This is a genomic window from Streptomyces sp. NPDC005799 (assembly GCF_040630525.1).
GTDB classification, from domain to species: Bacteria; Actinomycetota; Actinomycetes; order Streptomycetales; family Streptomycetaceae; genus Streptomyces; species Streptomyces griseorubiginosus_B.
The window spans coordinates 1-17,584 of the sequence record NZ_JBEXXQ010000012.1 but is presented as its reverse complement, the minus strand read 5'-3'; the positions used below and the strand labels follow the sequence as shown (position 1 = coordinate 17,584).

Annotated in this window: 12 protein-coding genes; 8 read left to right on the top strand and 4 right to left on the bottom strand. The window is 71.8% G+C overall.

What is annotated here, in order from left to right:
- Positions 1-10: 10 nt before the first annotated feature.
- Positions 11-1,813 carry a helix-turn-helix domain-containing protein gene (locus tag ABZ453_RS13905; protein ID WP_359014810.1) on the top strand — a complete coding sequence of 601 codons (1,803 nt, stop codon included), beginning with the start codon at positions 11-13 and terminating at the stop codon, positions 1,811-1,813.
- Positions 1,814-1,819: 6 nt separating this feature from the next.
- Here the strand turns inward: ABZ453_RS13905 and ABZ453_RS13900 are convergent, their stop codons facing one another.
- Positions 1,820-2,749: an expansin EXLX1 family cellulose-binding protein gene (locus tag ABZ453_RS13900; protein WP_359014808.1), complete on the bottom strand. Its 930-nt coding sequence runs from the start codon at positions 2,747-2,749 to the stop codon at positions 1,820-1,822.
- Between the two features lie 18 nt (positions 2,750-2,767).
- Here ABZ453_RS13900 and ABZ453_RS13895 point away from each other — a divergent pair, with 18 nt between their 5' ends.
- Positions 2,768-3,085, top strand: a complete 318-nt coding sequence (locus ABZ453_RS13895) for a hypothetical protein (RefSeq protein ID WP_359014806.1) — start codon at positions 2,768-2,770, stop codon at positions 3,083-3,085.
- A 77-nt stretch (positions 3,086-3,162) separates the two neighbouring features.
- Here ABZ453_RS13895 and ABZ453_RS13890 read toward each other — a convergent pair whose 3' ends face one another.
- Both ABZ453_RS13890 and ABZ453_RS13885 read right to left on the bottom strand, forming a co-directional pair.
- The gene (locus ABZ453_RS13890; protein WP_359014804.1) at positions 3,163-4,527 is read right to left on the bottom strand and encodes an alpha/beta hydrolase; all 1,365 of its coding nucleotides are present in this window, start codon (positions 4,525-4,527) and stop codon (positions 3,163-3,165) included.
- Between the two features lie 23 nt (positions 4,528-4,550).
- The gene (locus ABZ453_RS13885; RefSeq protein ID WP_359014802.1) at positions 4,551-5,333 is read right to left on the bottom strand and encodes a hypothetical protein; all 783 of its coding nucleotides are present in this window, start codon (positions 5,331-5,333) and stop codon (positions 4,551-4,553) included.
- Positions 5,334-5,481: 148 nt separating this feature from the next.
- Between ABZ453_RS13885 and ABZ453_RS13880 the strand changes: the two genes are divergently transcribed.
- The gene (locus tag ABZ453_RS13880) at positions 5,482-6,501 is read left to right on the top strand and encodes a LacI family DNA-binding transcriptional regulator (RefSeq protein WP_359014800.1); all 1,020 of its coding nucleotides are present in this window, start codon (positions 5,482-5,484) and stop codon (positions 6,499-6,501) included.
- On the opposite strand, the gene ABZ453_RS13875 is transcribed toward ABZ453_RS13880, so the two are convergent.
- The gene (locus ABZ453_RS13875; RefSeq protein WP_359014798.1) at positions 6,484-10,404 is read right to left on the bottom strand and encodes a glycosyl hydrolase; all 3,921 of its coding nucleotides are present in this window, start codon (positions 10,402-10,404) and stop codon (positions 6,484-6,486) included. The two genes, ABZ453_RS13880 and ABZ453_RS13875, sit on opposite strands and share 18 nt — an antisense overlap.
- Before the next feature lie 254 nt (positions 10,405-10,658).
- Here ABZ453_RS13875 and ABZ453_RS13870 point away from each other — a divergent pair, with 254 nt between their 5' ends.
- The 5 genes from ABZ453_RS13870 to ABZ453_RS13850 all read left to right on the top strand — a co-directional run bounded on the left by ABZ453_RS13870 (position 10,659) and on the right by ABZ453_RS13850 (position 17,452).
- Positions 10,659-11,969: an MFS transporter gene (locus tag ABZ453_RS13870; RefSeq protein WP_359014796.1), complete on the top strand. Its 1,311-nt coding sequence runs from the start codon at positions 10,659-10,661 to the stop codon at positions 11,967-11,969.
- A gap of 32 nt (positions 11,970-12,001) precedes the next feature.
- Positions 12,002-13,450, top strand: a complete 1,449-nt coding sequence (locus ABZ453_RS13865) for an L-fucose/L-arabinose isomerase family protein (RefSeq protein WP_359014794.1) — start codon at positions 12,002-12,004, stop codon at positions 13,448-13,450.
- Between the two features lie 251 nt (positions 13,451-13,701).
- The gene (locus tag ABZ453_RS13860; RefSeq protein WP_359014792.1) at positions 13,702-14,376 is read left to right on the top strand and encodes a glycoside hydrolase family 11 protein; all 675 of its coding nucleotides are present in this window, start codon (positions 13,702-13,704) and stop codon (positions 14,374-14,376) included.
- On the top strand, positions 14,373-15,053 hold the full coding sequence (locus ABZ453_RS13855) for a polysaccharide deacetylase family protein (RefSeq protein ID WP_359014790.1): 681 nt from the start codon (positions 14,373-14,375) through the stop codon (positions 15,051-15,053). The genes ABZ453_RS13860 and ABZ453_RS13855 overlap by 4 nt, the downstream gene beginning before the upstream one ends.
- Positions 15,054-15,217: 164 nt before the next feature.
- Positions 15,218-17,452: a GH92 family glycosyl hydrolase gene (locus ABZ453_RS13850; protein WP_359014788.1), complete on the top strand. Its 2,235-nt coding sequence runs from the start codon at positions 15,218-15,220 to the stop codon at positions 17,450-17,452.
- The last annotated feature ends 132 nt before the right edge of the window (positions 17,453-17,584 follow it).

Sequence of the window (17,584 nt, the reverse complement as noted above, 5' to 3'; positions counted from 1 at the left end):
TCCCGGACCTATGGTTGCGTGTTCAACTGCTCCCGGTAGGGTGAACCCCGCCGTGACCACCGCAGAGCGCCCCGCCGTCCGCCCGACCCTCGCAACGCTGCGCAGGGCCCGGGAGTTGTTCCTGCGGGGCGAGCAAGTCCCGGACGGCGTGCCCGAGGACGTCGTCGCCGCCTGGAGGCGTGCCCGGTTCTTCGGCGTACGACCCGACACCAAGGCCCTCGCGCCGCCTCCTCCTTCAGTACGAGCGCCGGAGCCCCCTCTGCTCACCGCCGCCCGGCCCGTCCTCGACCGGATCGCCCCCACACTCGGCACCGGCCGGACCTCGCTGGTGCTCACCGACGAGCGGCTGCGGGTGCTGTGGTCCGGCGGACTGGGCCCGAGCCGTCCCTGCCCCGACCTCTCCGAGCAGGCCGTCGGCCCGAACAGCGCGGCCCGCGCCCTGCACACGCACGGCCGTGCCGAGCTGCACGGCCCCGAGCACTTCCTCGACGCATGGCAGAACGTCTCCGCGGTCAGCGTGCCGGTGAGGGCCCCGGAGACCGGACACCTCCTGGGCACGGTGACGGTGGCCTCCGAGCTGTGCGCCGAGAACGCACCGCATCCCGGCGCCGCGCTCGCCGAGGCCGCCGCGCTCGCCGTCGAGGCCGAGCTGCTGTCCCGCTCCCGGGCGGCCGAACGGGCGCTGCTGGACGCCTACTTGCGTGCCGCCGGCGCAACGGGACGCGCGGCCCTGGCCCTCGACGGCCGCAGCAGGCTCGTCAGCGAGGCCGCGGCACGACTCCTGTCACCCGAGGAGCTGGACACGCTGGAGAGGTACGCGGTCGCGCTGCTGCGGGACTGGGGCGGCGAGGCGCACACGGTGCCTCGGGCGGCGGTGTCCGCCTCCGGCACGGGACTTGAGGCCTCGTACCGCATCCGTCTCCCGGCCCGCACGGCGACCCTGGCTCCGGTCCTTCACCTGGGCTTGGTGGCCGGGGCGGTCGGTGTGGTGGAGCAGGCGGGGCCCGCGAAGGTGCCTGCCGCCCCGCGGCACGCCGTCGGTCTGGCCGGGCGTTCGGTGCCGTGGTGCCATGCGGTGGACCGTGCAGTGGAGTTGGCCGGATCCCCGGAACCACTGCTGATCGTCGGCGAGCGCGGTACCGGGAAGACCTCGCTCGCCCGCGAGCTGGTCGCGAACCCCCTGGTCGTGGACGCGGCCGAAGGCGAACTGCCGCGCGACATCTGGGCGTTGCGGCACGAGGACCGCCCTGTCCTCATCCGCCACGCCGAACGTCTCACCCAACCCGACACAGCTCTCCTGAACACACTGCTCGCCACACGCCCCGACGCGCCTCTTCTGCTCACCTATACCCCGGGCACACCGCCCGGCCCCTGCCTCCAACGGCTCCTGGACACCCTCGCGGCACGCTCCGTGCCCCTCCCCGCCCTCCGCGAACGCCCGGAGGACGTACGGGAGTTGCTGTCCGCCCTCACCCCCAGGCCCGCGCCCGGCCGGCCGCCGGTGACCTGGACACTGGAGGCGCTGCGCGCCCTGGAGCAGCACCCCTGGCCCGGCAACGTCACCGAACTCGCCCATCTGGTACGGGCGTTGGCGGAACAGCGCGGGGTGACCGGTCCCGTCCGGCGCGCCGAACTGCCGGATCCCGTGCGCGAGGGGCCCTCGGCCCGCCCCCTCACCCCGATGGAACACGCCGAGCGCGCCGCCATCCTGGAGGCGCTGCGCCTGCACGGCGGCAACAAGGCCCGTACGGCGGCGGCCCTGGGCATCGCCCGCGCCACCCTGTACCGGAAGCTGCGCGGGTACCGGAGCTGACGGCGCTCAGTGCCGGGCGAACTGGACCCGGGTCGGCTGCACGACGTTGGGCCGGATCGCGATGCCGTCGACGGTGAGCTGTTCGCCGTAGATGTCGGTGATCCTGATCGGGCCCCCGCAGCCGCCCCCGTCCTCGGCGAGGAAGTAGTTGTAGTCGGCGCGCGCCAGCTGCCGCCAGCCACTGCCGGCGCGAACCTCCAGCCGGGCGAGGGGATTTCGGTGGCCGATGACCTGGATGCCGCACCAGTACCGCGTGGACCCGGTCTTGTAGCGAACCGAGAGAGTGCCGACGTCGCCGGGGCTCGCGAGTTCCCAGGTGATCGGGACACGGCCGGCCGAGGGCGCGGCGAGCTTGGCGAAGGCCTGTGCGCTGAGGTCGATCTGACCGACGGCGCAGTCGCCCGGGCACTCGTTGGTGATGCGGACCGTGACGGAGGCACCGCTCGCGGCCCGCACGACCACATACGCCCCGCACGCCTTCGACCCCTCGTAGTCGGCGGTGTTCATCGCCCCGGTCAGGACGTCACTGCTCGCGTCGTACAGACACGCCCCGGTGCCGTCGGTCTGGTAGAAGGTGGCGACCCCCCGGTGGGTGACGCCGGGGCGGATACGTCCCGCCAACGGGGCCGCACCGGAAGCCGGTTGGCCGACCGGCACGGCGGACGCCTTCAGCGGCGGGGCGGTCGCCGAAGAAGCGGTCGCCGACGGGGACTTCTTGCTCGCGGTGCGTCCCGCGGACACACTCGGCGATGCTTCGGTCGCACGAGCGGAGGGAGTCGGTGAGGCCGACGCGGGAGTGACCTCCGCGCCCGTGGCGGAAGTCGGCGCGGCCGAGACCCGCCCGGCGTCGGCCTGGTGACCGGAGAGGATCACCACCGTCAGGGAAGCGACGATGAGAACCACGGCCGCCGACAGGAACAGCCACCGTCCGTGCACCGGACCTCCGTTGCCAGAGTGACAGGAGTAACGATCCTGCCAGAGCCACGGACGCGGCGGGAGGAAAACCCCGGGAGCGCCTTCCACCCGTCCGACATCGGCGTGCTGTACGCCGCGCTCTCGGCCGGCGGTCTGCTGGCGGCCCTGTTCTCCGGCCTGTTCACTCGCGTCGCCTCGTCACGGCGTGGCGATCGGCGTCTCGATCGCCGTATGGGGGGCGGCCTCGCCCACGGCACGGCCGGTGCCGTCTTCGGTACGACCTGGACGATCACCGGCGGCGGCCTCCTGACCCTCGCGGTCGCCGTCGCCGTACTGCTCCTCTCCCCTGTTCGGTAGCGCCAAGCGCCGTGTACCGACCCGGTGTCGGCGAAGCGTGCGCGCCCCGCCGACACCGCCCGTCCCGCGGTGAGCCGTCAGTCGAGGCCGGTGAGGAACGGTGTGAGGGTGTGGGTGAGGGTGTTGTGCGCGGTCGCGGCGAACAGCGGGTCGAGGTGGTTCATCCCGGCGTCGCTCGCGTATCTCGCGTACGGGATACGCGAGTCGCTCACGACTTCGCGAGCGGCCGAGGCGACCGTGCCCTTGGCGTAGCTCGTCTCGAACACGTAGAGGGGCGTGTTCAGTTCCGCCGCGTGGTACAGCCGCAGCCCGAGCGAGCGGGTCAGGTCGGTGTCCCGGTAGACGTCGGCGACGTCGAGGTCGACGGAGAGGCGGGCGGGCCAGTACCACTCCCACACCGCCGGTACCGGGCCGCCCGCGTACGTCGCGGCGACCCGGCCGATCGGTGTGATACCGGTGTCGACCCACCCGCGCACGTCGCCGCCGTCGGCGAGGTGCCCCGAGTGCACGCTGATGTCGTTCGGCCAGCCGAACCCGGCGTCCACCAGTGTGCCCAGCAGACCGGCGTTGGTGACGGGTACGGGCGGTCGCAGGGCGTCGGGCATCCGGGGCTGCAGGACCGACCGGCCGTCCGGGTCCCGGTGCGCGTACCAGCCCGCGAGCTGGTACCAGATCTGGGTGCTCTCCGCCCGGCTGCCGAGCCCGACGGCGCTCAGGGTCAGGTCGAAGACCGCTCCGCCGTCGATGGCGGCGAGCCGCTCGCGCACCTGCTCCGGCGAGTCCTCGACCGGCTCCCCCGTACCGCCGAAGGCACCGCGCACTCCGCCGTCGATCACCGCGAGGCCGGCCAGATCCCGGTATCCGGCGCAGCCGTCGAAGTCCCAGGCGGCGTACGTCATCGCCGTGGTCGCGCCCCAGGAGTGGCCGCCGAGCACCACCCGGCGCCGACCGCCCTCGGCCGCGACCGCGACGACCGTCCGGAGGTCCTCCAGGGTGCGGGCCAGGCCCCACCGCGCGGCGAACGCGGAGGCCGCCGGATCCTGCGTGCGGTAGTGGCCGTCCAGGTAGTACGCGGCGGGGTCCGGGGTGGCGAAGCCCGAGCGGTCGGCCAGGTTCTCCTCACGCCGGTCGAAGGCCCACACCTGCACCCCGGGAACGGCAGCGACCACGTCCCGGGCCGGCAGCCGGAAGTCGTTGGCCGCCCCGAACATGCCCGGTACCAGGACCAGGACCGTCCGCGCGCTGTCGGCGCCGATCTTCAGCACATGCACCCGGTCCGTGCCGAGCGGACCACCGCCGCCGCTCACGGCCACCGGGACGTACGGCTCCCGGCCCGCCCGAGTGCTCCGCCCGGCCGCGGCGGCAGGGCCCGCCCCGGTGGTCGCGGCCGCGAGCCCGCCGGCCAGCCCTCCCAGCAGCGCTCGGCGCGTCAGTCCCCGCATCGGTCGTCCTGTCGGTCCTCGTGTCATGAGGCACACCCGCCCACGCGCCTGTTGCTCAGTGCCACGTCGTCCATGCGGACGTCGTACGCGGAGGGGGTGGGGTTCGCCTGGTACAACTGCCACCCCAGCTTGAGCTTGTCGAAGTGAGGGAAGACGAAGCCGTCGGCGGTGCCGCCGTGCTGCTTGGTGGACACCGTCAACTCGGGCCGCTCGACACCGTCGAGATAGACGGTGACGCGGTTGTCCTTCGCGTCGAGGTGGAACTCGACGCACTGCCATGTGGCCGCCGCGGCGGGTGCCGAGGTCCGCCATGCGGTCCAGTCCCCGGTGGGGCCGAGGTCGGAGCCGACTCCCCAGAAGTTGGCTCCGGAGGTGGGCACGTACTGACCGCCCAACGGGCGGACCAGCGTGGGGACATCGGAGCCGGAGGCCTCCGCGATGGTCCAGTGCGCCCAGTCGGGAGCCGTGGGGAACCGGTCGACGCGCAGACGCAGCTGGGCCCAGAAGCTGTTGCCGGCGGGTGCGAGACCGGGGAAGACGAGGAAGGCACGGCCGTTGCCCTCCGTGTGGAGGCGCAGTTCGCGGCCATGGCCGGTGGTGGCGGGTTCGACGGTGAGCGAGCCGCCGGAGGTGTCGGCGGTCCAGCCGTGGCCCGCGGTGACCGGCCCCAGGGGGAGGCGGTCGAGGGTCTCGCGGGCGAGGTAGTTGTGCGCGGAACGAGTGGGGGAGGCGGAGGCGGCGGGGGGCGTCACGAGCAGCGCCGACGCGGCTAAGAGCGCGGCCGCGAGCTTCCTCATGCGTGTCATGGGCACAGTGTGCAGCACCGGTCACGACCGGCTCACAGCCCCCCTCATGAACGGACGGAAAACGATACAAGCCTCTCCGGGGGTACACTGACGTCGCCCATGGGGACCACGTCGTGCCTGGTCGCGCGACGCTTTCACAGCGAGGGGGGTGGACGTCGTTCCGGTTCGCCCCGCCCGTATCCAGGACGTCGCGGCCGCCGCCGGCGTGTCGGTGTCGACGGTGTCGAACGTGCTGAACCGCCCCGAGCGCGTCAACGCCCGCACCGCCGCACGGGTCCGCGACGCGGTCGCCGCACTCGACTACGTCCCCCACCCGGCGGCCGCCGGCCTGCGCACCGGCCACTCCTCGTCGATCGGCCTGGTGCTGCCCGACGTCACCAACTCCTTCTACTCCCGCATCGCCAGGGGCGCGGCCGACGCGGCCTACGACCACGGCTACAGTCTCGTCCTCTGCCACAGCGGGGACGCCCCGGAGCGGGAGCAGGGCTACTTCACCATGCTGGCCGGGCAGCGGGCCGTCGGGGTCGTGGTGGTACCGCTCAGCGCCGATCCCACCCGCCTCGACAGGCTGCGGGAACGCGGCATCCCCCTGGTCCTGGCGGACCGCGCGATGCCGTCCCAGGACGGCTGTTCCGTGTCGGTCGACGACATCGCGGGCGGCCGCATCGCCGTACAGCACCTGCTGGACTGCGGAGCGCGCGACATCCTCGTGGTCAACGGAGAGCGTTCGATACGGCAGTGCGCCGACCGGTACCAGGGCGCCCGGCAGGCCGTGCGCACCCGGCGCGAGGCACGGCTGGGCCAGGTGGTCGCCGAGGAGATGACGGTGGCGTACGGCACCCGGATCGCCGACCGCCTGGAGGAGTTGCCCGACGGTGTGTTCTGCACCAACGACTTCCTCGCCGCCGGTCTGTGCCGCGGACTCGCCGAGCGGGGCGTGAAGGTGCCCGAGGACGTGCAGGTGGTCGGCTACGGCGACCTCGACATCGCGAGTTTCGTGGGCACGACCCTGACGACGGTACGGCAGCCCGTCGAGGATCTCGGCAGGGCCGCCGTGGAGATGCTCCTGGACGAGGTGGAGGCGCGTGCCGAACACGCCCATGAGGCAAGGGTGTTCGCGCCGGGCCTGGTCCTGCGGGACTCCACCCGGTCAGTCTCCGGCCCCTGAGTCCGCGACCCGCAGCGTCACCGGTCCCAGCAGCCCCGCCGAGAGCTGCCAGGCAAACGCCCAGGCGGTCGGGGTCGCCTCGGCGAAGTACGGCGCCAGGGTGCCGTGAACGGTCACCTCCACCCGGACGGTCCGCCCGGCGGCACCGGGCAGTGCGAAGCGGTAGGGCGCGCAGAACGCCTCCCCGACCCGCTCCCCGTCCACCCGCACCTCGACGCTGCCCCGCACCCTCCCCAGATCCAGCACCGGATCAGGGCCTACCGGCACCTCCAGCTCCCGCGCATACGTCACCGCACCGCTCCAGCCGCCCAGCCCCAGCGACCGCCAGTCCCCCAGCGGCAGCGGAGCCGGCACGGTACGGACGCGCACCGGACCCCGCCACGCGGATCCGCCCCGCCGAGTGGCCGTGGGCGCAGTGAGGACCTCGATCCCGGTCGGCTCCCGCAGGGGCCCCTCAAGAGTCAACTCGCTTCCGTTCAGCGGCTGTTCGGCGCCGCCTCCGACCCTCACCCTTGCGGACGGCTCCACCGGCAGGTCCAGCGCCACTGTCCCCGACGGCACGGTGAAGCGGAAGCGCTGGGTGCTCGCGCGGATGTCATCGGTCGTCCGCAGGGGCAGTACCGCCGTGCCGAGCACCGGTGTGCCGGTGAGCCACTCGGTGTCCGGCAACGGGTGCGGCCGTACCGCCGCATGGCAGTGCTGCAACTCACCCCAGCGGCCGACGAGTTCGACGGTGCGTCCGCGCCACTCCCCTGCCTCCGCCTCCCAACCGGCGCCGCTGACCAGAGCGGTCGCGCCCGATCCCGCGTCGGCCACCAGGTCCACGAACACCGCGCCGTCGGCCACGAGATCGACTACGTGATCGCCCGACCGTAGGGCCAGTTCGTGCCGGAAGAACATCGGCACGGCACCCCAGTCGGACTCGTAGTACTCCACCTTCTCCTGCCGGGCCACCACGGCTCCGTCCAGCAGCACGGTGACACCCACCGCCGCCCCGACGATCAGCACCGCTCGCGCGCCCTCGGGGGGCACATGGATGCGGCCCCGGTAGGTGGCCGCGCCGTCCGGCCGTACTCCTTCGGGCAGACACATGAACTGCGGACGCGGAGAGAACCCGTCCGGCAGGGAGAGGCAGAAGTAGCTGCCCAGGGAGGCATGGGCATGGGCCAGGATCTGGGAAGGCCGCTCCTCGGCGTCGGCGAGCTCGTACTCCAGGACGTTGTGCGGTTGCCCCACCTCCACTCGAGCGGTGGCCAGATAGCCGGGGCCGGCGGGAAGCGACACCCCGTTCCACCACACCCGCTTGACCGCCGCGGCGCCGACGTGCAGATCGGCGGGTCCGCGATGGTCGGTCCGCACGAGGGCCCGGACCCGGGCGACCGTGCCGTCCGCCGGCGCCGGGACCCGCACGAACTCCTCGTTCACCATCCCCTTGTTGCCCAGCAGCCCCTCGGGATCAGGCACGCCACGGCTCGACGAGAACAGCCCGACACCCCAGTTCTCGTCCCAGGGGACGAGGGGCTGGTCGCCGGCCAGGACGCGTGCGACGGCCTCGGGATCGAGTGGATCGGGGGCCTTCGCTGAGGGCAGCGGAGGCAGCACGCGGACCCTGTTGCCGTAGGTCACCCGCGAGTTCTCCCAGTCGGCGTCGTTCTCGGTCCAGCGCATGGTCCAGATCTGGGGTTCGTCGACGGATGAACCGGCGGGCAGGGCGAGGTCGCCCCAGGTGTTGTCCATGGTGGGTACCAGGCGGCCGTCCCAGCCGGTCGAGATGTCAATCGTGCGAAACTCGTGGGGCGTTGACGCGGGCATGGGACTCGCCGGGTTGCCCTCGCGCCAGACGACGAGGGCGGCGGGGGCGCCGTCGAGTGGTACGTCAAGGGTCGAGACCCCGTTGGAGACGGTGACGTGGGCGGGGTGCCGGGTTCCGGTCGCCGGGTTCCAGACCTCGGCCTCGCTGACCGGGGCGTGCACGGTGACGGAGGTGGTGCGGGCGTAGCGGGCGGGGTCGACGGTGTGGTTGCCCCCGGGCGGGTGCCGGCGGGCGTCGGGGAAGGCACCGGTGACCAGGGCGACCGCCGTCCCCTCGCGCCTTCTGACGAGGAGCGGCACGTCACCCGTCGCGTATGCGGCGCCGTCGGCCACGGCCGCCGCGCCGGCCTCGGCGTCGCTCACCCGCTCCAGCCTCGGATGCGCCGTCAGCGCCGCCACCGCCGGGTCGTCACCGGCGAGCCCGGCCGCGGCGGTCGGTACCCGGCCGACCGCGACGACCCGCCCGCCCGCGTCGAGCAGGTGCGTGAGACGGCGTGCCGTCTCCTCCTCCAGGATGTCGGTCGAGGGCAGCAGTACCGCCCGGTAGGCCAAGTCCCTTATCCGTAGGGAGCATTCGGATACTGCGGCGCGCTGTACGGAAGCGTCGTCGATGACATCGAAAGCGACGCGGTGGCGGTCCAGGGCGCCGATCCGGGGGTGCAGCCAGTTGTTGATGCCGCACAGGTCGAGATAGTGCTCCTGGGTCTCGTCGACCTCGGCGTGTCCTTCGCCCAGACTGCCGGCGCCGAAGTGCCGGATCGGCGCGTCCAGCGGGATACGGGCCTGCGAGGTGGCGGTGGGGTGGAGGACGGCGACGTCGGCGCTGTAGCTCCCCCAGGACATGATCGAGCAGATCCGGGCGACGGCCCGGGAGAAGGCGGGGTACTGCGGCCAGTACGGCTGGCGCCAGTCGGTGGACGGCGGGGCCCACTCGAACCAGCCGCCCGCGGTGCCGAAGTAACTGGCGTGCGGGTTGTACAGGTTGGCTCCACTGCGTAGGAACGGCAGGAGCCAGTCGTAGGTGTCCTCGAGCGTGCCGCCCCAGCCGGAGGAGTGGAACGCCTCGATCCAGACGCGTTCGTGGCCGTAGAGGTGGGCCATGGAGGAGTGGATTTTGGAGTCGCCGTGGTGGTCGCTGCCTGCCGCCCCGAACCAGCGGTGGGTACGGAAGTAGTCGGTGTAGAGCTGCGTCGACTGGGTCGGATGGCCGGCGCGTGCGGGGTGGGTCTGGTCGCAGCCGAGGAGCATGTCACGGTCCTCGTGCCAGGCGGCGAGCGGCTGGAAGAGGGCCTCTTCGGTGAGTTCGGCGCGGACGGCGTAGTAGTCGCCGCGGATCCTCGTCGCCTGTGGGGCGTCGTGGAAGAGGGCCGGCAGATGGTCGAGCAGGTCGTAGCCGCGCCGGGCGCGGAACTCCTCGGCGAAGCGGTGGCTCCAGGAGTTGGTGCCGGGCAGTTCGTCCTGGAAGCTGCCCGCGATGACGTTGCCCAGGTACTGGGGGACGCGGCGGTCGAACTCGTGGTGGACGGCGTCCAGCAACAGGCGCACGGCGTGCGGGTCCAGGTAGTCGAATGCGGTGGGTACGGCGGTGACGAGTTCGACCTCGCGCCCCTCGGCGGCGGCGAGGTCCATGAGGCGTCGGCCGTCGGAGTCGTAGGCCCCGACCAGGGTCTCCGAACTCCGCAGCTCCACCCTGCCGTTGGCGACGACCGTCCGGCGCGGGCGCAGGGCTCGGCCTGTCGCCTCGGGATGCCATCGGGTCACGTTTCCCTGGACGTTGGCGCCGGAGAACCCGATCTGGTCGTAGAACCACAGGCGCGCGCCAAGGTCTTGGGCGACTTCGCAGGCGTCGGTGAAGCGCGCCCACCACTCCTCGCCGAACCAGGCCGGTTCGTCGGCCCGGGCGCCGAAACTCGGGCCGGCCGGTGCCAGGTTGATGACCACGAGGTTGTGGACGCCACCCTCGGCGAATCTGCGCATCTGCCAGGCGAGTCGATCGCGGGTGACCCGTGCGCCGGACCACCACCACAGCGGGGTCGGGCCGAAGTCCCGGGGTGGATTCTCAAACAGCTGTCGCAGCTCTGGGGAGATCACGGACGCGGTCCTCCCGGTCACGGATCGGACGCTCTCATGGATCAAAAAACGTTCTACATCCGATTCACCGTAGAACACCGAAAGCGCCGCGGCCAGACCGGGGAGTCCATCGGAGTCGCATTCACTCTGGCGCAGATGATGCGTGCTTCCCGCCTTGTTGGAACGTTTTTTTGCTCATATAGTCACTGCGACCCGGCCCTTCAGCCGCGACGTCCCCCTCCGCTCGGCCATTCCCCAGACGACGGAGTCGCATCATGGCCCGACCCTCGGCTTCACCGGATCAAGCGGAACAACCCGTCCCCAGGCTGCTCTGGAAGGTCGCCGCCCTGTCGGGCATGGCCTCCTACCTGGACGCGGCGCTCATCGTCAGCATCTCGGTCAACCTGGCCATCTACCGGGACAGTTACGACATGGGCGTGTGGATGGCCGGCGCGATCAGCGCCATCGTCACCATCTGCATCGCCGTCGGATCCCTGGTCGGCGGCCGGCTCGCCGACCTCTTCGGCCGGCGCCGGGTCTACAACCTGGACATCCTCTGCTACGCGTTGGGGGCCATCCTGATCACCCTGGCGCCGAACGACCTGGTACTGCTGGCCGGTGTCCTGGTCGCGGGTCTGGCGGCGGGCGCCGACCTGCCGACCTCCCTGGCAGTGGTCTCCGACGCCGCCCCCGCTTACGCCCGCGGCCGGTTGGTGGCCTTCACCCAGGTGATGTGGATGCTCGGCATCGTCGTGGTGATCTTCCTCGGCTTCGTCCTGTCGACCACGGGCATGGTCGGAGCGCGTCTGATCACGGGGCATCTGGCCGTCGCCGCGATCGTCACCTGGCTGCTGCGCTCCCGGCTGAGGCTCGGCGAGCAGGACGCGGCACCCCGGGTGGAGCTGCGGGACGCGCCGCTGATCGCGGGCGAGATCGCGCCCAAGGGCGTGGCGCTGAGGAACATCTGGAACCGTGCCGCGCTGCTGCCGATGGCCGCGACCTTCGTCTTCTACGTCACCTGGGGCCTGGGCGCCAACACCTTCGGCCAGTTCGGCACCTATCTGGTGGTCACCGTCAGCGGCGCCTCGCAGAGCCTGGCCACCGGGATCAACCTGGCCTTCCTCCCGATCGGTCTGCTGCTGACCGTGGCGTTCGTGAAGGTCGCCGACACCCCTTGGCGGGACCGGCTGTTCCACACGGCCGCGGTCGTGCAGGTCGCCGCCTTCTGCATCGCCTCCGCCACCGCCGGCACCCTGGCCGGCATCCTCGTCTTCTTCGTCCTCTACCAGCTCTCCAGCCCCCTCGCCGGAGAGGCCAACTACAAGGTGTGGTCGCAGCTCACCCTGCCCCCGGACACCCGCGGCACCACCCAGGGCCTCACCTACGCCGTCTCGCGCGGGGTGTTCGCCATAGCGGCCTTCTTCACGCCCGCCCTGCTCGACCGCAGCCCCGCACTCCTGCTCTGGTCGATCACGCTCTGCATGGCGGTGGCGGGTTTCGCCGGCGTGTTCATCGTCCGGATCCTGATCCGCCGCTCCGCCCGTGTGCACCCCGACCCGGCCGACCTGCGGGTGGCACCCACCTGAACCGACCGCGCACCTCACGAGGAGCATCGACCATGGCAACCGCCGAACGCCCCGTGCCCGTAGAAGAGTTGCTTCCCCCGGTCGGTCGCCGCCGTACCCGGATCGGACTGGTCGCCGGCGGTCTGGGCGCCTACTGGCCACAGTTCCCGGGACTGCTGCCGCAGTTGCGGGAGTCGGCGCGGTATGTCGCCGAGCGGATCGGGGCGTTGGACGCGGAGGTGACGGACGTCGGGTTCATCTCCGACGCCGAGGAGGGAGCGGCCGCCGCCGAGCGGCTGCGCCGGGCCGACTGCGATCTGATCGTGCTGTTCCTGACGACGTATCTGACCTCGTCGATGGTGCTGCCGATCGCCCGGCGCTCGCACACCCCGGTCCTGGTCGTCGACCTGCAGCCCACCGAGCGGATGGACCACGCCACCTTCGACACGGGCGCCTGGCTGGCCTACTGCGGGCAGTGCCCCGTGCCCGAGGTCGGCAACGTCTTCCGGCGCGCGGGCATCCCCTTCCGGTCGGTCTCGGGCTGGCTGCGGCAGGAGTCGGCGTGGCGGCGCATCGAGCAGTGGATCCGCGCGGCTCATGTGCGGGCCGCGCTGCGGCACGCCCGGCATGGTCTGATGGGGCATCTGTATCCGGGCATGCTCGACGTGTCCACCGACCTGACCCTGCTGCCCACGGCCTTCGGCTCGCACGTGGAGATGCTGGAGTTCGACGATCTGCGCCACCGGGTGGAGAAGGTGACCGACGCGGAGACCCGAGAGCGGGTGGCACTGGCCCGGCGCCTGTTCACCGTCGACGAGAGCGTGGCCGACGAGGACTTCGCGTGGGGCGCGAGCGTCTCGGTCGCCCTGGACCGGCTCGTCGAGGACTTCGGCCTGGACACCCTGGCGTACTACCACCGCGGCCTCGACGGCGAACTCCACGAACGGCTCGGCGCCGGCATGATCCTCGGTGCCTCCCTGCTCACCGCGCGCGGGATCCCGGCGGCCGGCGAGTACGAACTGCGCACCAGCGTCGCCCAGTTGGCCTCGCAGAGTGTGGGCGCCGGCGGCTCGTTCACCGAGATCCAGGCCCTCGACTTCGAGGCCGGCGTCGTGGAGATGGGCCATGACGGACCCGGCCACCTCGCCGTCAGCGCACGCGATCCGCTGCTGCGCGGGCTCGGCGTCTACCACGGCAAGCGGGGCTGGGGCGTCAGCGTGGAGTTCGACGTTAGGCACGGCCCGGTCACCCTGCTGGGCCTCGGTCAGGACGCAGACGGCGGCCTGTCGTTCGTCACCGCCGACGGCGCCGTCGTTCCCGGCCCCCATCTGGAGATCGGCAACACCACCAGCCGCGTCGACTTCGGCCGTGACCCCGGCGAATGGGTCGACGCCTGGAGCGCCACGGGCGTGGGCCACCACTGGTCCCTCGCCCTCGGCCACCACGCGGCGGACTTCCGCGCCGCGGCGAGCCTGCTGGGCATCGAGCACCGCGACGTGTGACTTCATCCGGAAGGGCTTCGAAACATTCGGAGAATCGCAGGTCTCTTCATCTGTCTCATCTTCTCGGCAAAATGCGCCATACGGCTCATTCACATCACTTGCCGCTTCGAGCTGCTCATTTTTCCGTCCGAGCGCCATTCAGGGTGCCGAATGTTTCGAAATACCGACCGAAACTGTTGACGCTTGACGGGTGCAGGCCAACACTGTTCGACCGGACCCCACCCCCTTGGAGGACACGGAGGAAACCGCTCATGGACGTCGCACCCGCACCCACGACGACCCGCCGGACCGCCTGCGCGATGCTGCTGGGCGCCACCGCCGCCCTGGCGTTGCCCGGCACCGCCCGGGCCGCCACCGTCATCACCACGAACCAGACCGGCAGCAACAACGGCTTCTACTACTCGTTCTGGACCGACGCTCAGGGCACGGTCTCGATGACCCTGGGCTCCGGCGGGAACTACAGCACCAGCTGGCGGAACACCGGCAACTTCGTCGCCGGCAAGGGCTGGAGCAACGGCTCCCGCAGGACCGTGTCGTACTCCGGCAGCTTCAGTCCCTCGGGCAACGGCTACCTGTCTCTGTACGGCTGGACGTCGAATCCGCTCGTGGAGTACTACATCGTCGACAACTGGGGCACCTACCGGCCCACGGGCACGTACAAAGGCACGGTCACCAGCGACGGCGGCACCTACGACATCTACCAGACGACCCGGTACAACGCGCCGTCCGTCGAGGGCAACAAGACCTTCAACCAGTACTGGAGCGTACGGCAGTCCAAGCGGACCGGCGGCTCCATCACCACGGGCAACCACTTCGACGCCTGGGCCCGCGCGGGCATGCCCCTCGGCAGCTTCAAGTACTACATGATCCTCGCGACGGAGGGCTACCAGAGCAGCGGCAGTTCGAACATCACGGTGTCGTCATGAGGGCCGCGCCCTTGCGGCCCCTGCTGGCGGTCACCGCCACCGTCGCCCTCGCCGCCGGCTCCCTCGCCCTGGCCACCGCTCCCGCGCAAGCCGCCACCTGCAACGGCTACGTCGGACTCACCTTCGACGACGGCCCCTCCGGCAACACACCGAATCTGCTGAACGCGCTCCGGCAGAGCGGGCTGCGGGCCACGATGTTCAACGAGGGCCAGTACGCCGCCGCTTATCCCGCCCAGGTCCGCGCCGAGGTGAGCGCGGGCATGTGGGTCGGCAACCACAGCTACACCCACCCCCACCTCACCCAGCTCGCCCAGTCCCAGATCGACTCGGAGATCTCCCGCACCCAGCAGGCGATCGCGGGCGCGGGCGGCGGCAGTCCCAGGCTGTTCCGGCCGCCGTACGGCGAGACCAACGCGACGGTGCGGACGGTCGAGGCCAAGTACGGGCTGAGGGAGATCATCTGGGACGTCGACTCGCAGGACTGGAACGGCGCCGGTACGGACGCGATCGTCCAGGCCGCGGGCCGGCTGACCAACGGCCAGATCATCCTGATGCACGACTGGCCGGCCAACACGGTCGCGGCCGTCCCGCGCATCGCCCAGGGCCTCACCGCCCGCGGCCTGTGCGCCGGGATGATCTCGCCGCAGACCGGCCGGGCCGTCGCCCCGACGGGCTGACGCCCCGGCAACGTCCCCCGCGGACACCGCACTTGCGGCGCGGCTGCCACGAGCTGCCGCGCCGCACCCCCATCATGCCGACCTGGCTGGGCATTGCGCCGGGAGCCTGATTAATCGGCGTGCCGCGGCCAGGCGTCACGCGATCGGGCCTCCCGGAGGCGACCGTGAGCGGACCGTCGTCGTACGACACCACGACGCCCGACCGCTTCCAGGAGAGCTTCTTGCGCCTGCACCCCCTCGCGGCCGCCCTGGCCTCGGCCGTCCTGCTGGCCCCCCCGGTCCACGCGGCGCCCCTCACCACGCGCCTCACCGACGACCCGGCCGGCTACGTCAACCCCTTCGTCGGCACGTCACCGGGCGGCGTCGACTTCGGTCACGGCGGCGGCGGGGGCAACACCTTCCCCGGCGCCTCGGCGCCGCTGGGCGGGATCCAGTGGAGCCCCGACACGGTCACGTACCAGCACGGCGGCTACGCGTACCCCGACAACCGGATCCGGGGCTTCAGCCTCACCCACATCTCGGGCGCGGGCTGCAGCGACTACGGCAACATCCCCTTCATGCCGCTCTCCGGCCGCCCCGACCCGGACCCGGCCGCGCGCTTCGCCACTTTCTCCCACGTCAACGAGGCGGCGTCGCCCGGCAGTTACGGGGTCCGCCTCGACAACGGCATCCACACGGAGATCGCCGTGACCCGGCGTTCCGGCGTCGCCCGCTTCACCTACCCGGCCGACGGCACCGAGCCGGCCGCGCTGACGGTGGACGCGGCCCGGGCGTTCAACGGCGCCACCGGAGAGATCACCATCGGGTCCCGCACCCTGTCGGGACACACCGACAGTGGCGGCTTCTGCGGCAAGTCCAACCGCTACCGGCTCTACTTCCACGCGGTCTTCGACCAGCCCTTCGCCACCGCCGAGCCCCTGGACGGCAAGAGCTCCGGGGCGTACGTCTCCTTCGCGCCCGGTACCCGTACGGTGACCGCCCGGGTGGGCATCTCCTTCGTGAGCGTCGACTCCGCGCGCGCCAACGCCCTGGTGGAACAGGAGAACCGCCCCTTCGACGCCGTACGGCGGTCGACCCGCGCCCTGTGGAACAGGTGGCTCGGCAGGATCGCCGTGCGGGGCGGCACCGAGGAGCAGCGTCGGATCTTCTACACCGCGCTGTACCACTCGCTGCTGCACCCGAGTGTCCTCAGCGACGCGGACGGCCGCTACCCGGGGATGGACGGCCTCGTCCACCGCACCCGCCCCGGCCACGCGCAGTACGCCGACTTCTCCGGCTGGGACGTCTACCGCTCCCAGGTCCAGTTGCTGGCCCTGCTCGCCCCGCACGAGGCCTCCGACATCGCCCAGTCGATCCTCGAACAGGGCCGCCAGGCGGGGTACTTCGACCGCTGGACCGTGGCCAACGGCGGTACCGGCGTCATGGTCGGCGACCCGCTGCCAGCGATCGCCGCCTCGATCCACGCCTTCGGCGCCACCGACTTCGACGCGGAGGGCCTGCTGCGGACCGCACTGGCGGGCCGGCACGACAGCAGGCAGCGACCGGGCCATGAGCAGTACGACAGCCTGGGCTACGTCCCCACCGCGACCAAGGGGGTCTGGGGCAGTGCGTCCAGCACTCTCGAGTACGCCGTCGCCGACGGCGCCCTCGCCCGTCTCGCGGGTCGCCTCGGCGAGACGGACAGCGAGGCGGCCCTGACGCGCGCCGCCGGCAGCTGGCGCTCGCTGTTCAACCCCGCGAGCGGCTACCTCCAGCCCCGCGCCGCCGACGGCAGCCGGCCGTCCTTCACACCGGCCCAGCGCGCGGAGTACGTCGAGGGCAACGCGGCGCAGTACACCTGGATGGTCCCGCACGACCTGCCCGCCCTGTTCGCCGCGATGGGCGGCGACGCCGCTGTCACCGCCCGCCTGGACGCCTTCTTCACCCGGCTCAACGCCGGTCCCGACGAGCCGTACGCCTACCTGGGCAACGAGCCGTCCTTCGGCACCCCGTGGGCCTACGACTCGGCGGGCCGTCCCGACCGGGCCCAGGACACCGTGCGGCGGGTGCTGACCAGCCTGTTCGCCGACCGCCCCGACGGCCTCATGGGAAACGACGACCTCGGCGCCATGTCGTCCTGGGCCGTGTGGGCCGCCCTCGGCATGTACCCGCACATCCCGGGAAGCCCCCAACTCGCCCTCGCCAGCCCGCTGTTCCCCGCCGTCACCGTCCACCGCGGCAACGGGGTCACCTTCACGGTCCTGGCCCCGCGGGCGTCGGCGACGACTTCGCGGGTACGGTCCCTGACCCTCGACGGTCGCCCGGCCGGCACCGCGTTCCTGCCGGACACCTTCCCGGCGACGGGTGGCGTGCTCCGCTACGAGCTGGAGGATCCGTCCGTGGCCGGTTCCGAGGACTGAACGCGATCACAGAAGCGCCGGGCTCGCCCCCGGCGGCGGCAGGAACCACTCCGGCCCGCCCGCTCGACGCGGGCGGGCCGACCTCAGGTCAGGCCACCAAGTGGTAAAATCCATACACATATAATTTCATAA

What these genes read in the sequence shown, in the direction of transcription:
- ABZ453_RS13905 (WP_359014810.1), top strand. Translation starts at nt 11, where the DNA reads ATGGTTGCGTGTTCAACTGCTCCCGGTAGGGTGAACCCCGCCGTGACC.
- ABZ453_RS13890 (WP_359014804.1), bottom strand. Translation starts at nt 4,527, where the DNA reads ATGCGGGGACTGACGCGCCGAGCGCTGCTGGGAGGGCTGGCCGGCGGG.
- ABZ453_RS13885 (WP_359014802.1), bottom strand. Translation starts at nt 5,333, where the DNA reads ATGACACGCATGAGGAAGCTCGCGGCCGCGCTCTTAGCCGCGTCGGCG.
- ABZ453_RS13870 (WP_359014796.1), top strand. Translation starts at nt 10,659, where the DNA reads ATGGCCCGACCCTCGGCTTCACCGGATCAAGCGGAACAACCCGTCCCC.
- ABZ453_RS13865 (WP_359014794.1), top strand. Translation starts at nt 12,002, where the DNA reads ATGGCAACCGCCGAACGCCCCGTGCCCGTAGAAGAGTTGCTTCCCCCG.
- ABZ453_RS13860 (WP_359014792.1), top strand. Translation starts at nt 13,702, where the DNA reads ATGGACGTCGCACCCGCACCCACGACGACCCGCCGGACCGCCTGCGCG.
- ABZ453_RS13855 (WP_359014790.1), top strand. Translation starts at nt 14,373, where the DNA reads ATGAGGGCCGCGCCCTTGCGGCCCCTGCTGGCGGTCACCGCCACCGTC.